Annotated in this window: 14 protein-coding genes and 1 pseudogene; 11 read left to right on the forward strand and 4 right to left on the reverse strand. The window is 72.6% G+C overall.

What is annotated here, in order from left to right:
* The first annotated feature begins 221 nt into the window (after positions 1–221).
* The 4 genes from F9C41_RS01870 to F9C41_RS01885 all read left to right on the forward strand — a co-directional run bounded on the left by F9C41_RS01870 (position 222) and on the right by F9C41_RS01885 (position 4,229).
* A complete protein-coding gene (locus F9C41_RS01870; protein ID WP_155384812.1) occupies positions 222–2,525 on the forward strand; it encodes an MMPL family transporter in 2,304 nt (767 codons plus the stop codon).
* Between the two features lie 70 nt (positions 2,526–2,595).
* A complete protein-coding gene (locus F9C41_RS01875; RefSeq protein ID WP_155384813.1) occupies positions 2,596–2,958 on the forward strand; it encodes a hypothetical protein in 363 nt (120 codons plus the stop codon).
* Positions 2,959–2,964: 6 nt separating this feature from the next.
* Positions 2,965–3,363 (forward strand): DUF948 domain-containing protein, encoded by a 399-nt coding sequence (locus F9C41_RS01880; protein ID WP_144120187.1) that lies wholly within the window; start codon positions 2,965–2,967, stop codon positions 3,361–3,363.
* A gap of 110 nt (positions 3,364–3,473) precedes the next feature.
* Positions 3,474–4,229, forward strand: coding sequence for a class I SAM-dependent methyltransferase (locus F9C41_RS01885; protein ID WP_155384814.1), 756 nt, complete (start codon positions 3,474–3,476; stop codon positions 4,227–4,229).
* Here F9C41_RS01885 and F9C41_RS01890 read toward each other — a convergent pair.
* Positions 4,226–4,762, reverse strand: coding sequence for a MarR family winged helix-turn-helix transcriptional regulator (locus tag F9C41_RS01890; RefSeq protein ID WP_155384815.1), 537 nt, complete (start codon positions 4,760–4,762; stop codon positions 4,226–4,228). The genes F9C41_RS01885 and F9C41_RS01890 overlap by 4 nt on opposite strands.
* Before the next feature lie 98 nt (positions 4,763–4,860).
* Between F9C41_RS01890 and F9C41_RS01895 the strand changes: the two genes are divergently transcribed.
* From F9C41_RS01895 to F9C41_RS41970, 4 genes are read left to right on the forward strand one after another with little or no spacing between them, the layout of a single operon-like run.
* Positions 4,861–5,910: an LLM class flavin-dependent oxidoreductase gene (locus F9C41_RS01895; protein WP_155384816.1), complete on the forward strand. Its 1,050-nt coding sequence runs from the start codon at positions 4,861–4,863 to the stop codon at positions 5,908–5,910.
* Positions 5,903–6,934: an LLM class flavin-dependent oxidoreductase gene (locus tag F9C41_RS01900; protein WP_155384817.1), complete on the forward strand. Its 1,032-nt coding sequence runs from the start codon at positions 5,903–5,905 to the stop codon at positions 6,932–6,934. Before F9C41_RS01895 ends, F9C41_RS01900 begins: the two co-directional genes overlap by 8 nt.
* Before the next feature lie 34 nt (positions 6,935–6,968).
* Positions 6,969–7,748, forward strand: coding sequence for an NADPH-dependent F420 reductase (locus tag F9C41_RS01905; protein WP_155384818.1), 780 nt, complete (start codon positions 6,969–6,971; stop codon positions 7,746–7,748).
* A gap of 43 nt (positions 7,749–7,791) precedes the next feature.
* Positions 7,792–8,592: a hypothetical protein gene (locus F9C41_RS41970; RefSeq protein WP_330164732.1), complete on the forward strand. Its 801-nt coding sequence runs from the start codon at positions 7,792–7,794 to the stop codon at positions 8,590–8,592.
* A 225-nt stretch (positions 8,593–8,817) separates the two neighbouring features.
* Here the strand turns inward: F9C41_RS41970 and F9C41_RS41975 are convergent.
* The 3 genes and pseudogenes from F9C41_RS41975 to F9C41_RS01920 form a co-directional block, all read right to left on the reverse strand.
* Positions 8,818–9,285: pseudogene (locus F9C41_RS41975) on the reverse strand (HDIG domain-containing metalloprotein); the annotation flags it as partial.
* A gap of 128 nt (positions 9,286–9,413) precedes the next feature.
* Entirely contained in the window at positions 9,414–10,685 is a 1,272-nt protein-coding gene (locus tag F9C41_RS01915; RefSeq protein ID WP_155384820.1) for an MFS transporter, read from the reverse strand.
* The gene (locus F9C41_RS01920) at positions 10,685–12,082 is read right to left on the reverse strand and encodes an FAD-dependent oxidoreductase (protein ID WP_155384821.1); all 1,398 of its coding nucleotides are present in this window, start codon (positions 12,080–12,082) and stop codon (positions 10,685–10,687) included. The genes F9C41_RS01915 and F9C41_RS01920 overlap by 1 nt, the downstream gene beginning before the upstream one ends.
* A 148-nt stretch (positions 12,083–12,230) precedes the next feature.
* On the opposite strand from F9C41_RS01920, the gene F9C41_RS01925 reads away from it, so the two are divergent.
* The 3 genes from F9C41_RS01925 (at position 12,231) to F9C41_RS01935 (ending at position 13,730) form a co-directional block, all read left to right on the forward strand.
* A complete protein-coding gene (locus F9C41_RS01925; protein WP_155384822.1) occupies positions 12,231–12,584 on the forward strand; it encodes an ArsR/SmtB family transcription factor in 354 nt (117 codons plus the stop codon).
* 82 nt (positions 12,585–12,666) lie between these two features.
* Positions 12,667–12,984: an ArsR/SmtB family transcription factor gene (locus F9C41_RS01930; RefSeq protein ID WP_155384823.1), complete on the forward strand. Its 318-nt coding sequence runs from the start codon at positions 12,667–12,669 to the stop codon at positions 12,982–12,984.
* A complete protein-coding gene (locus tag F9C41_RS01935) occupies positions 12,984–13,730 on the forward strand; it encodes an aquaporin (RefSeq protein ID WP_155384824.1) in 747 nt (248 codons plus the stop codon). The genes F9C41_RS01930 and F9C41_RS01935 overlap by 1 nt, the downstream gene beginning before the upstream one ends.
* Positions 13,731–13,774: the final 44 nt, after the last annotated feature.

Genomic DNA, 13,774 nt, shown 5'->3' on the forward strand with positions numbered 1-13,774 from the left:
CGCTAACCCGCCGTCCGCCGCGACGCGCGCTGACGCCCGGCTGCCTCCGTTTGCCGGGCAACCGGCCGGGTACCCGACTCACGAAATCCCATCGCCGGTCGAACCGCCCCGCGCGAAGCGGCCCTGTGCTGCTGCGCGAGGCGGCCCGACCGGTGCCGCCACAGGAGGAACACCATGCGGATGAGGCAGTCTGACCCCGTCGCCGCCGAGCGGGTGCACCGGTGAGCGGGGTAGCGCCGCCGTCGGGTGTGGACAGGCCGGTGCGCAGCCGCTGGCGCCCGAGCCGGCTGCTGGAGTACTACGCGATATCGGTGGTCTGGCTGCGCTGGGTCGTGGTGGCGCTGTGGGTCGCGGCCGTGGCGGCGTCGGTGCTGTACCTGCCGGCCATCGGCCACGGCGGCAGCGACCTCGGGCAGCTCGTGTCCGCCGACAACGCCGCGGTCCGCAGCGAGATCCGCTCTTTCGAGAAGTTCGGGTTCCCGCTGCTGAGCCGGGTCTCGGTGGTGCAGCGCAACCCCGACGGCCTGCCCCTGTCGGTCCAGGCCGAAGCGGTCGCCCGCGCGCGCGACGTGACGGAGGGCAAGTATTCCGACGCCGCGCCCATCCTCGCCGCCGTGCCGGTGACCAACACGCTGCAGCTGATGCCGGGCTCGCAGGAGAACGGCACGACCGTCATCACCATGCTGTTCACCGCACCCGACGTGACCTTCGCCGGCCAGCTGGCGGCCGCCGAGAAGTTCGTGGCGGCACACTACGACGCCGACGACGCCGTGGTCGGGGTGACCGGGTCGGTTCCGGCCCGGGTCGAGCAGGGCGACCTCGTACTGTCGACGCTGCCCTGGCTGGAGGCGGTGACCGTCGCCGCCGTGTTCCTCATCGTCGCGATCGCGTTCCGGTCGCTGATCGCACCGCTGCTGGCCCTCGGGGTGGCCGGGGTCGCGATCGTGCTGACCCTGCATGTCGGCGGCGCGCTCGCCGACAGGCTCGGCGTGCCGGTGCCGCAGGAGACTCAACCGCTGCTGGTGGCGCTGCTGCTCGGCGTGGTCACCGACTACGTCGTGTTCTACCTGGCCGCGGTCCGCACCCAGCTCGCCTCGGGCGCGGGCCGGCTGGAGGCGGCGGAGCACGCGACCGCCCGGTTCACCCCGATCATCGCCACCGCGGGCGCGACCGCCGCCGCCGGCACCGGCGCGCTGGTGGTCGCCGGCTCGGCGGCGTTCCGCGCGTTCGGGCCGGGCATGGCGCTGGCCGTGCTCATCGGCATGCTCGTGGCGGTGACCCTCGTGCCCGCGCTGCTGGCCATCATGGGGCGCGCGGTGCTGTGGTCGCCGCGCCGCGCCGGGTCCACCGAACCCGACGCGGCACCGGAGGTCGGCAGCGGGCGCTGGTCACGGCTGCTGACCCGGCCCTGGGTCGCCGCACCCGTGCTGCTGCTGTGCGTGGGCGGCCTCGTCGCGGCCGCGCTGCCCGTACGTGACCTGGCCCTGGGGGTGTCGTTCGTCGAGGCGCTGCCCGCCGACCACCCGACCCGCCAGGCCGCCGTCCAGGCCCAGACCGGATTCGCCGAGGGCATCCTGTCACCGACCGAACTGCTCCTCGAAGGCCCTGGGGTGGCCGCGAAGGAGAAGGAACTCGACGGGCTGCAGCAGGCGCTGCGGAAGGTGCCCGGGGTGGCCGCCGTGCTCGGACCCGGCGACGACATCGTCCCGCAGGACCTGCACGTGTTCCGCACTCCCGACGACACCGCGGCCCGCTACCTGCTGGTCCTGTCCGACGAACCGCTCGGCGCCCGCGCCGTGCAGACCCTGTCGCGCCTGCAGCAGGACCTCCCGGGTCTCGTGCGCGCGGCCGGGTTGACCGACGTGCAGACCAGCCTCGGCGGCGACACCGCGATCGCGCAGCTCATCGTCGACCAGACCAGACAGGACCTCGGCCGTATCGCGCTCGCGGCGCTCGTGGCCAACCTGCTGTTCCTCATGCTGTTCCTGCGCGCGCTGGTGGCCCCGATCGGCCTGCTCGCCTGCAGCGTGCTCGCCATCGGCGCCACGCTCGGGGTGACCACCTGGCTGTTCCAGGACGTCCTCGGCGCCGACGGGCTGACCTTCTACGTTCCCTTCGCCGCCGCGGTGCTGCTGGTCGCGCTCGGCTCGGACTACAACATCTTCGGGATCGGACCCGCCTGGAAGGAGGCCCGGGGACGACCGCTGCGCGAAGCGCTGGCGATCACACTGCCGCAGTCGGCGCACGCGATCCGCATCGCCGCGTTCACCCTCGCGGTCAGCTTCGGGCTGCTGGCGATGGTGCCGCTGCGCCCGTTCCGGGAACTCGCGTTCGCACTGTCGGTGGGCATCCTGATCGACGCGTTCATCGTCCGGTCGATTCTCGCCCCCGCGCTGCTCACGGTGCTTGGATCGGCCAGCGAGTGGCCGAGCCGCCGGCTGTTCGGCCGGTTCGCCGCGCTGCGCCGCCCGCACGCCGCGCCACTGCCGGGCGAAGAGCCGGCTAGCGCCGCCTTCACCGAATGATCGGCGCTGCATAAGGAGCGGGCGCACGGGTATCGGTCCGCCATCACCACACCTCGAAGGGGAGACGACCATGCCAAGCAAGGACGACGCCATCGCCGGCGCGCACGACGCGCTCAATACGGCCTCCGCCGCCGTCGCCGAGAAGGCAGCGGAGGCCAAGCAGGCGGCGATCGACACCGGACACGCCCTGGCCGCCGGTGCCGGCGAGCTCAAGGCCAACGTCAGCAACACCGCGGTCGCGGCCAAGGACGCGGCCACGGAGGCCCTGTCGGCGGTCAACGAGCGGATTCCGCACACGGCCGACGAGTGGGAGAGCGCCGGACGCGACCTGTTGGCCAGCATCCGCCGCAACCCCACGCCGTGGGCGACCGGGGCCGCGGTGTTCCTCGTCGGCTGGCTGCTCGGCCGGAACTCGGCCGGGTCGAAGAAGTAGCCGCAGATGTCGGGTACGGAGATCGCGGCGCTGGTCGCCTCGGGAGCCTTCGCGATGCTCGTGCTGGTGCTCGCGGTGCCGATCCTGCGGCTGCGGCGCACCGTCGACGCGACCACCGACATGATCCGTGAGGTGACCGCCAAGACGGGTCCGCTGCTGGACAACGTCAACAACACCGTCGACGGGGTGAACACCACCGTCGGCCAGGTGCAGACCACGCTGGACGGCATCAACCTCCAGCTGGTCCGGGTCGACGCGGTGACCGGGCCGCTGTCGGCCGCCGCGGCGAACATCGCCAAGGTCGCGAACACGGTCACCGAGGCGTCGGCGACGCCGCTGGGCAAGGCCGCCGCGTTGGCGTTCGGCATCCGCCGCGCTGTCGCGGCGCGATCCCACCGGCAGTGACGTGACTGGCCGGGCCCGGCACACGGGTCCGGCCACGCGTCGATGTGGTGTGCTGCAATGGTGGCCGTGCAATCAGGACACAAGGCGCTGCTCTCGGCTGGGGCATTCCGATGAGCGGTGTCTACGACAGCGCCGACCTGGCCCGTGGCTATGCCTTCGACCGGCCCGCGGTGCATCACCGCCTGCTGGCCGCGGCGCGGCTGGCCGGCACGGCCCGGCGGGCGCTCGACGTCGGATGCGGCGCCGGGGTGTCGACCGCCGCGCTGCGCCCACTGGCCGCACAGGTGATCGGAGTCGAGCCCGCCGCCGCCATGCTGGTCCATCGCGACGCGGTCGCGCCCGGTACGTCGTTCGCCGTCGCCCGGGCCGAGGCGCTGCCGTTTCCCGACGCGTCGTTCGACCTGGTCACGGCGGCCGGGGCGCTCAACTACACCGACCTGACCCGGTCGCTCCCGCAGTTGCGGCGGGTGCTCGCCCCGTCCGGCCGGCTGGTCGTGTACGACTTCAGTGAGGCGCGCCATGCCGCGGAGGGGCCTGCGCTGAACACGTGGTTCGCCCGATTCGAGCAGCGCTTCCCGTGGCCGCCTGGGTGGCGGCCACTCGATCCGCGCGACCTGCCCGGCATCGAGCCCGGCCTGCGGCTGCTGGACTACCGTGACGAGGTCGTCGCGGTGCGGATGACCGGCGAGGCCTATCAGCGGTACGCGCTCAGCGAGGTCAACGTCGACCGGGCCGTCCGCGCCGGTGTCCTCTCCCGGCACGATGCTCGTACCTGGTGCGAGCAGACCCTTGCCGAGGTGTTCGGGGCAGGGGAGCTGACCGTGCGGTTCCCCGGCCACGTCGCGACGTTCGTCCTCGCCCGTTAGCCGGTGTCGGATCGGGCGGCTTTAGCCTGCGCCGCCGAACCGCGCTGCCTGCCCGCGGCGCTGAGACGGGCCCGGAGCGTGGCGGCGAGGTCGCCTGCCGCGATGAGCTGTTCGTGCGTGAGCGCGTCGACGAACAGCTCGCGCACGGCGCGCAGGTGCGGCACCGTCGCCTGCCGGAACGACTGAAGGCCGGTGGGGGTCAGCACGATCTCGGCGCCACGGCTGTCGGCGGCGCACTCCTCGCGGCGGATGAGGTCGCGCCGCTCCATCCGGCCCAGGTGATGTGAGAGGCGGCTGCGCTCCCAGTCGATGTGGGCCGCGAGTTCGGAGGAGCGCATCCGGTGTCCTTCGGCCTCGTTGAGGGCGAGCAGCACCGCGTAGTCGCCCGACGAGAGCGAGGACTCGCTCTGCAGGCGTGCGGTGAGCTCGGACCGGAGAGTGTCGGCCGTCTCGATGAAGTCGCGCCAGATCCGCAGCTCTTCGGTGGTGGGCAGCTGCCGTGCCCGCCGCGGTCGTGGTGTGTCGTGCGTCATTCCGCCTCCGATTGACATGTCAATCATACCGGACTACATAATTGACATGTCAATCAGCGCCGCCGAAGGTGCGGCCCGGATCGGAGCAGGGGGAGACCATGACCAGCGAGAGCTTCGAACTGGGCCTCAACTCGTTCGGTGAACTGGCCACCGACGGCGACCGGCTGCTGAGCGACGCCGAGACCGTGCGGCTGATCGTCGAGGAGGCGCAGCTCGCCGACTCGGTCGGGCTCGACGTGTTCAGCGTGGGCGAGCACTACCGGGACGGCTTCACCGACTCCGCGACACCCGTGCTGCTCGCCGCCATCGCGCGAGCCACCGAGCGGATCCGGCTCGGCACCTCGGTCACCGTGCTGAGCACCAACGACCCCGTGCGGCTCTACCACGAGTTCTCGACGCTGGACGCCGTGTCCGGCGGCCGTGCCCAGCTCGTCCTCGGCCGGGCCTCGGCGACCGAGTCGTTCCCGCTGTTCGGCTACGACCTGGCCGACTACGAGCGCCTGTTCGAGGAGAAGCTCGACCTGTTCATGCGGCTCCAGCGCCAGGACACGGTCACCTGGTCGGGCACCGTACGCAGCCCGCTCACCGCGCAGCGGCTGCACCCGCGTATGCCCGAGGGTGGCATCCCCACCTGGATCGGCGTGGGCGGCAGCCCGAACTCGGTGCTGCGGGCCGCCCGCTACGGGCTGCCGCTCATGATGGCGATCATCGGCGGCCGGCCGCAACGCTTCGCCGGCAACGTCGCGCTGTACCTGCGCGCCCTCGAGCAGTACGGGCACGCCCCGCTGCCGATCGGGCAGCACTCACTCGGCCTGGTCGCCGACACCGACGAAGAGGCCGTCGAGACCTGGTGGCACTACTGGCAACCGGTCGTCGCGGACCTCGCCCGCGAACGCGGCTTCTACAAGCCGACCCGCGAACGCTACGAGGCCGAGATCGACGGCGGGGCACTGTTCGTCGGATCGCCCGAGACGGTCGCACGCAAGATCGCCACGATGGCCCGCGACCTGCGGATCAGCCGCTTCGACCTCAAGTACGACATCATGCGCCTGCCCCGCCGGGCCCGCGCCCGCAGCATCGAGCTGTTCGGCCGCGAAGTCGCCCCGCGGGTGCGGGAACTGCTCACGAAGGAGCCTACCCATGTCTGACCTCGTGTTCGGCCTCGACACCTTCGGCGACGTGCCGGACGACGACGCCGGCCGCCCGATCTCGTACGCCGCCGCGATCCGGGCGGTCGTCGACGAGGCCGTGCTCGCCGACGAACTCGGCGTCGACGCCATCGCCGTCGGCGAGCACCACCGGCCGGAGTACTCGGTCTCCACGCCCGAGACCGTGCTGGCCGGGATCGCGACGCGCACGTCGCGCATCCGCCTCGGGTCCGGGGTGACCGTGCTCAGCTCCGACGACCCGGTGCGGGTGTTCCAGCGCTTCGCCACGGTCGACGCGCTGTCGCACGGCCGGGCCGAGGTCATCCTGGGCCGCGGCTCGTTCACCGAGTCGTTCCCGCTGTTCGGCTACGACCTGGCCGACTACGACGTGCTGTTCGAGGAGAAGATCGACCTCTTCGTCAAGCTGCTCGACGAGCAGCCGGTGACCTGGAGCGGCACCGTGCGCGCCCCGCTGCGCAACGCCGACGTGTTCCCCAAGACCGAGTCCGGCCGCCTGACCACCTGGGTGGGCGTCGGCGGCTCGCCGCAGTCGGTGGTGCGCACCGCGCGCTACGGCCTGCCGCTCATGCTCGCGATCATCGGTGGGCAGCCTGGCCGCTTCGCGCCCTACATCGACCTGTACCGGCGCGCCGCCGACCAGCTCGGCACCACCGCGCACCCGGTCGGCATGCACTCGCCCGGCTTCGTCGCCGACACCGACGAGCAGGCCAAGGAGATCTTCTGGCCGCACTACCGGGTCATCCGCGACCGGATCGGTGCCCTGCGCGGCTGGCCGCCCATCCGCCGCGCCGAGTTCGACGCCGAGGTCGAGCACGGGTCCCTTTACATCGGCTCCCCGGAGACCGTCGCCAGGAAGATCGCCCGTACCGTCAAGGCGCTCGGCGTCGGCCGGTTCGACCTGATCTACACCGCGGGCGCGCAGCCGGCCGGCGCCCGCCTGCGCGCCGTCGAGCTGTACGGCGCGAAGGTGATCCCCATGGTCCGCGACATGCTCGCCGGCTGACTCGCCGGCCGGACTCGACCCCGAAGGACTCGACATGAACGACACCGCCCAGGGCGGTCCCCGGACCCTCGGCATCCTCGGCGCGGGCAAGCTCGGCACGGTCCTCGGCCGGCTCGCCCTGGCCGCCGGTTACCGGGTGCTCGTCGCCGGCTCCGGCGACCCCGCGAAGATCGCGCTGACCGTCGAGGTGCTCACCCCCGGCGCGGTCGCGACCACCGCCGCCGACGTGGCGGCCCGCGCCGACATCGTCGTGCTCGCCCTGCCGCTCGGCAAACACCGCAGCGTCGCCGCGGACGCGCTGCGCGGCAAGCTCGTCGTCGACGCCATGAACTACTGGTGGGAGGTCGACGGCATCCGCGACGACCTCACCGACCCGCGGACGTCCTCCAGCGAGACCGTGCAGGCCTACCTGTCCGGTGCCCGGGTCGTGAAGGCGTTCAACCACGTGGGCTACCACGACATCGAGGACCAGGCCCGACCCGCAGGCGCCGCCGGACGCACGGCCGTCGCGATCGCGGGGGACGTCCCCGCCGACGTGGCCGCCGTCGCCGCGCTGGTCGACGCGCTGGGCTTCGACCCGGTCATCGCCGGGCCGCTGGCCGAGGGCGTACGTTTCGAACCGGGCACCGAGCTCTTCGGCGCCGACGTCGACGCGGCCGAGGTCCGGGCCCGCCTCGACCGCTTCCCGGAAACGGAGCGCGGACACGCCGTCGCCCAGGCGCGTGGGCAGCTGCGGGCCACGGACTCGGTGCCGGCTCCGCGCGAACCCCTGACGCCGTCGAGCCCGCCCGAGAGCGCTGGTCTGGTCTCGTGAAATCGGGCAGACGGGATCGCGTCGCGGCGGCTATGGTCGCCCGGTGCTGCCCCAGGAACATCTGATCACCCGTATCCGGGAACTGTGTCTCGACGACGAGGACCTCGTCGCCGCACTCACCTACGGCTCGTTCGCGCAGGGCGAGGGCGACGCCCACAGCGATGTCGAGTTCTGGCTGTTCTTCGGGGCGGAGCAGGCCGCGGTGCTCGACCGTCGGGCCTGGCTCGACCGGATCGGGCCCATCCGGCACGTGGTCGTCAACGAGTTCGGTTCCCACGTGGTGTTCTTCCCGAACCTGATCCGCGGGGAGTTCCACTTCGCGACGGCCGACGACATCGGCTCCGTCGCGACCTGGCCCGCGCGCAGCGCGCCGACCGACCGCATGATCGTGCTGGACCGCACCGGCGCCCTCCGCCGCGCCCTGGATGCCCTGCCCGCTCGGCCTGAGCTGCCGACCAGCGCCAAGGACGTCGATGAACTCTGCGGTCGTTTCGCCAACTGGCTGGTCCTGGCCCACCACGTCGCGCAGCGCGGCGAACTCCTGCGCGCCGTCGACGCGCTGTCGCAGGCCCAGCGGTATCTGCTCTGGATGGCCCGCCTCGCCGACGGCCGGACCGAGCACTGGCTGACGCCGTCACGCCGGGCGGAGACCGACCTCGGCGCCGAGGTGGTCGACAACCTCCGCCACACCGTCACCGTGGCCGAGGTCGACGCGGTCGTCGGGGCGGTCGCCGCCGCCTGGACCTGCGGCCGCGACTACTGGGTCAGGCTGGCCGACCGCGTCGGCTGCGAGACTCCCCGCGAACTGTTCGCCGAGCTCGACTCGGCGACGGCGAGGATCTGAGCCCGGCCCGGGCGGCAGAGGCGATCCTGCGCCGGGTGGCGAATCTCCGTCAGCGGCCCGCGGGTGCCGGTGCTGCTCCGCCAGCCGGGTGAGGTCCGGCTCGCCGTGATGCGCCACCATTGCGGTGAACCGGGCGGCCTTGTCCTCGCCGAACCGGCGTACGTCGGCCGTGTAGGCGGCCGCGGTCACGAACGTCGGCGGCGTCGTCTTGCTGTGGAACTTGTCGGCGTACATGACAAGCTGCTCCTCGCCGGTCTCGGCGACGTAGTCGGCGGCGGGCAGAGGCAGCTGCTGGCGCAGCACGTCCTCGCGGGTGAGCCCGACGCCGGTGTGGCAGGAGCAGAACCGGCACAGCGCCTCGGGGAAGCCGAGTCCGCGCAGCAGGTCATGCCCGAGCAGCCCGTGGCGGACGTAGTTGCGGTGGTCGAGCCGGCCGCGGGTGTCGTACAGCCGGTAGACGCCGATGTCGTGCAGCAGGCTGCCCGCCCGGACCAGGTCGACGTCGTATGCCGAGTGCCGGCCGTCGAGCAGCTGCTCGGCCACCGCACAGACGATCAGGCAGTGGGTGTAGACGAGGTCGAACGCCTCCGGGGTCGGCGCGAACCGTTCGTGCAGTTCCCGGATCTGCTCGTCGGTGGGGACGGCTGGTCGTCTGCCGACGCTCCGAACGGCCATCTGCATTCCTGACGACATGGGCTGCGGTGGCAGCCGAACGCCATTCTACGAACAGGTGGCCGCACCCGACGGACCGTCGTGGGTGGGCCAGGCGCTCGCCGAGCAGCTTTCGGGCGGGCCGGAACCGGTCGGTGCGCGGCCGCAGCCTACGTCGCGGTGTCGGCCCTGTCCGCGGTGCGGGCCGAGGTGAGTACGGGTGCCGCGGCCAGGACGAGGCAGGCCGCCGCGATGGCGCATGCGGTGCCGACCAGGGCCAGGACCGGGGTGTAGGTGCCCGCGGTGAGGTAGAGGGTGGCGGCCGCCAGGGGTGCGAAGGCTTTGGCGACGGTGGTCGGCAGGGTCAGGGCGGCGGCGATGGTGGCGTAGCCGGTGGTGCCGTACCGCTGGGCGAGCAGCGCCGGCCGGGCGATGGTGCCGACGCCGAAGCCCGTGCCGAACAGCACGACACAGCAGATCGCGCCGGTCCGGGTGGCGCCGAACGCGGGCAGGGCTGCCGCGGCCGCTGCCTGGATGCCGAACACGGCGGCGGTGACGGCCGCGGTGGAGTGGCGGCGGGTCAGGCCGGTGGTGACGATCCGGCCGGTGACGGACATGACGCCGAGCAGCCCCGCGACGGCGGCGGCGAATGCGGCGGGGTGCCCGAGGCCGGTGAGGAAGGTGATCAGGTGTACGGACACGACGGCGACGGCGCTGCCGTGTACCACGAACGCCGCGGTGAGCAGCCAGAACCCGCGATGGCGCAGCGCAGCGCGGACGGCGGACCGTCGCGCCTCGTGGTCGACGGCCCCTGCTGCCGCATCGCGGCGCGGCCGTGCCGGGACGGCCAGCGCATGCAGGGGGACGGCGATGAAGCAGTAGCCCAGCGCGAGGATGACCAGCGTGGTCCGCCAGCCGTGGTGTTCCTGCAGGCCCGCGGCCAGGGGCAGGAAGATCGTGCTGGCGAAGCCGGCCACGACCGTGATCGCCAGCAGGGCGCCGGCCCGTTGCGACGCGGTGCTCGTGGCGACGACGACCGCGAACGCCGCCTCGTAGAGGACCATCGCGGAGGCGATGCCCAGCATCGTGAACACGGCATACAGCTGACGGACGTCGGTGACCTGCGACCAGGCCAGGACCGCGCCGGTGCCCAGGAGCGAGCCGAAGGTCATGAGGCTGCGGCCGCCGCGCCGGTCGAGCCACCGTCCGACCGGGACGGCGGCCGCAGCGGTGGTGAGCACGGCGACGGTCAGCGCGCCGGTGACCGTGGCGGGGGAGGTGTGCAGGTCGGCGGTCATGGGCGCGAGGAAGACGCTGAACACGTAGTACAGCACGCCGTACCCGACGGTCTGGGTGACGGTCAGCGCGGCCACGACGGACCGCAGGCGGTGCCGGCCGCCGGCCTCGATGGAGGCGGCGGCCGGCGTGGTGACGGCCGGCATCAGCCGCAGCATCCGCCGGTCTCGGCCTCGGCCGTGACGGCCTGCACGACCGGCAGGGTCAGCAGGCCGCCTGCGATCCCGGTGGCCAGCCCTCGGGGCGCGTCGGCGGCGGCCGGTTCGGGTGTGCCGCAGCAGGCCGCCTCGTCGTCGGCGCCCAGCGCGGCGCTGCTGGAGCACACCCCGGTCTCGGGCAGTTCGAGCCGTACGTCGCGAGCGGCGTCCCAGTCCCCGGCGAGCGCGGCGACCACGGACCGGACCTGCTCGTATCCGGTGGCCATGAGGAACGTCGGCGCGCGGCCGTACGACTTCGCACCGACGGCGTAGTAGCCGGGCTCGGGCTGGGTGAGCTCGTCGACGCCGTGTGGTGGCACCGTGCCGCAGGAGTGCTGGTTCGGGTCGATGAGCGGGGCCAGGGCGCGGGTCGAGCCGAGGATCGGGTCGAGGTCCAGGCGCAGCTCGGACGCGATGGTGTGGTCGGGCCGGAAGCCGGTGGCCGACACGATCCGGTGCGCGGTCACGCGCGCACCGCTGCGGGCGGTCACCGTCACCTGGTCGCCGTGGACGGTGAGGGCGTGTGCCGAGAACCCGGCGTGCAGGGTGATCGCACCGGACTCGACCAGCGCCCGCACCCGGGAGCCGAGCGCGCCGCGGGCGGACAGGGCGTCGGCGTCGCCGCCGCCGTACGTGCGGGTCGCCGCGCCGGTGCGGATCGCCCAGCTCACCGTGGTGCCGGGTGTTTCGGACGCGAGCTGCGCGAGGGCGAGCAGCGTGTTGGCGGCGGAGTGGCCCGCGCCGACGACGAGGGTGTGCCGTCCGGCGAAGCGGTCGCGGTCGGCGCCGAGCACGTCGGGCAGCGCGGTCTCGACGAATGCCGCGGCCTCGGGCTCACCGTGCGCGGGCAGGCCGGAGCCGCCGAGCACGTTGGGGGTGGGCCAGGTGCCGGAGGCGTCGACGACCGCTCGTGCGGTGATTTCTTCGCCGGTGGCGAGGCGGATCAGGAACGGAGCACTGTCGCGGCCCGTGGTCCGAATGCGGTCGAGGCCGTCACGGCTGATCGCGACCACCTTCGCGTCGTAGCGGACTCGTCCGGCCAGGGCGGGCAGTTTGGTCAGCGGCTCGAGGTAGTCGGTGACGAGTTGCGCGCCCAGCGGCAGCTCGGCCTGGTTCGGCGCGATCCAGCCGTCGGCCTCCAGCAGGCGGCGGGCGGCGTGGTCGAGGTTGAACCGCCACGGGCTGAACACCCGCACGTGGCCCCAGCTCGCCATCGCCGCGGCCGGGCCACCGCCTGCCTCCAGGACCAGGAAGTCGAGACCCCGCTCGGCCAGGTGGGCGGCGGCGGCGAGGCCGACCGGTCCGGCGCCGACCACCACGATCGGGAGGGTGTCCTGCTGATGCATCATGGCTCCTTGTTTCGAAGTTTCTCTAAGCGACTCTGTTTAGAGTGCCGCCTACTTAGATATCTGTCAACTCAAGCAGGTGCAGTGCCTGGTCGAGGTGAGCAAACCAGGCGTTGCCGCCTGCTTCGAAATCTGTCAACCTAGGGGCATGGCGAAGCAGTTGACCGTGCTCGAACCCGAGGTGTGCTGCACACCCCTGGCCGCCGCCACCGTGCCGGCCGAGGCCGCCGTGGACCTCGCGGCCGCGTTCAAGGCCATGGGCGACCCGGTGCGCCTGCAGCTGCTGTCGATGATCGCCTCCGCCGACGGGGGAGAAGTCTGCGTCTGCGATCTGACCCCCGCGTTCGACCTGACCGGTCCCACGATCTCGCACCACCTGAAGGTGCTGCGCGAGGCCGGTCTGGTCGAGTCCGATCGGCGCGGCACCTGGGTCTGGTACCGGGCGAACCGCCCGCGCATGGCCGCCCTGTCCGCTGTCCTGGACATCGCGCCCGCCGCTTGAGCCGGACGCCGTCGGTCGGCGTCACCCAATGTTCATGATCACGAAGTTGCGGGGCTGACCGACCGGACTGTTTGATAACCGCGTGGTGATATCAGTTTCCGGTGATGCTCCGGCGGAGGTCGTGCGCCTGCTGGCAGACCCCGCTCGCGCCGCCATCGTCGACGTACTGGCCGCGGGTCCCGCCTGCACCTGCCACCTCGTCGAGGACCTCGGCCTGACCCAACCAAACGTCTCCAACCACCTGCGCGCGCTGCGCCACGCCGGATTGGTCAGCGCCGAACCCCACGGCCGCTACACCTACTACCACCTCAACGCCGACGCCCTCGACGCCGCGGCCGCGCACCTTTCCGCCCTGGCCGCCCGCGCTCGCGCTGCCGCCGGCAGCCGCCGGGAGTGCTGATGCCCGCCACCCTGTCCCGCCGCCTGCTCGCCGAGTTCCTGGGGACCATGCTGCTGGTGACCGCCGTCGTCGGCTCCGGCATCATGGCCACCCGGCTGTCGCCGAACGACGTCGGCCTGCAACTGCTCGAGAACTCGACGGCGACGGTGTTCGCCCTCGCCGTGCTGATCCTGATCCTCGGACCGCTGTCCGGAGCCCACTTCAACCCGGTGGTGACCATCGCGGCATGGTGGTCGGACCGTCCTGGCCGCGCAGGCTTTCCGGGCAGCGACGTCGGCCCCTACATCGTGGCCCAGACCTGCGGCGCGGTCGCCGGGTCGATACTGGCCAACGCCATGTTCGGGGTCGCGCAGGGCCTGTCGGCCACCGGACGTGACGAGCCCCGACTGTGGCTGGGCGAGGTCGTCGCGACCGCCGGTCTGCTGCTGGTCGTCTTCGCGCTGGCCCGCACCGGCCGAGCGGCGCTGGCGGCCCCGGCCGTCGCCGCCTACATCGGCGCGGCGTACTGGTTCACCAGCTCCACCAGCTTCGCCAACCCCGCCGTCACCATCGGCCGCGTGTTCACCGACACCTTCGCCGGCATCGCACCGACCTCGGTCCCGGCGTTCGTCGCCGCGCAGGTGGTCGGGGCGCTGATCGGCGTCGGCCTGGTGCTGGCCCTGTACCCGGCCTCGGCCGGCACCGTGGCGGCCGTCGAACCCGCACCGCAGCAGCTCGCCCGCGCCGAGGCCGCCGCAGCGCCGTGACCGTGGCCCCGCCGACCTCGACAGCATCGGGGTGGGTGACGCGT

Origin of the sequence: Catellatospora paridis (genome assembly GCF_009720365.1) — a bacterium.
Classification (GTDB): Bacteria; Actinomycetota; Actinomycetes; order Mycobacteriales; family Micromonosporaceae; genus Catellatospora; species Catellatospora paridis.

Coding starts and splice junctions, on each gene's coding strand:
- F9C41_RS01875 (WP_155384813.1), top strand. CDS start 2,596: ATGCCAAGCAAGGACGACGCCATCGCCGGCGCGCACGACGCGCTCAAT.
- F9C41_RS01880 (WP_144120187.1), top strand. CDS start 2,965: ATGTCGGGTACGGAGATCGCGGCGCTGGTCGCCTCGGGAGCCTTCGCG.
- F9C41_RS01885 (WP_155384814.1), top strand. CDS start 3,474: ATGAGCGGTGTCTACGACAGCGCCGACCTGGCCCGTGGCTATGCCTTC.
- F9C41_RS01890 (WP_155384815.1), bottom strand. CDS start 4,762: ATGACGCACGACACACCACGACCGCGGCGGGCACGGCAGCTGCCCACC.
- F9C41_RS01895 (WP_155384816.1), top strand. CDS start 4,861: ATGACCAGCGAGAGCTTCGAACTGGGCCTCAACTCGTTCGGTGAACTG.
- F9C41_RS01900 (WP_155384817.1), top strand. CDS start 5,903: ATGTCTGACCTCGTGTTCGGCCTCGACACCTTCGGCGACGTGCCGGAC.
- F9C41_RS01905 (WP_155384818.1), top strand. CDS start 6,969: ATGAACGACACCGCCCAGGGCGGTCCCCGGACCCTCGGCATCCTCGGC.
- F9C41_RS01915 (WP_155384820.1), bottom strand. CDS start 10,685: ATGCCGGCCGTCACCACGCCGGCCGCCGCCTCCATCGAGGCCGGCGGC.
- F9C41_RS01920 (WP_155384821.1), bottom strand. CDS start 12,082: ATGCATCAGCAGGACACCCTCCCGATCGTGGTGGTCGGCGCCGGACCG.
- F9C41_RS01925 (WP_155384822.1), top strand. CDS start 12,231: ATGGCGAAGCAGTTGACCGTGCTCGAACCCGAGGTGTGCTGCACACCC.
- F9C41_RS01935 (WP_155384824.1), top strand. CDS start 12,984: ATGCCCGCCACCCTGTCCCGCCGCCTGCTCGCCGAGTTCCTGGGGACC.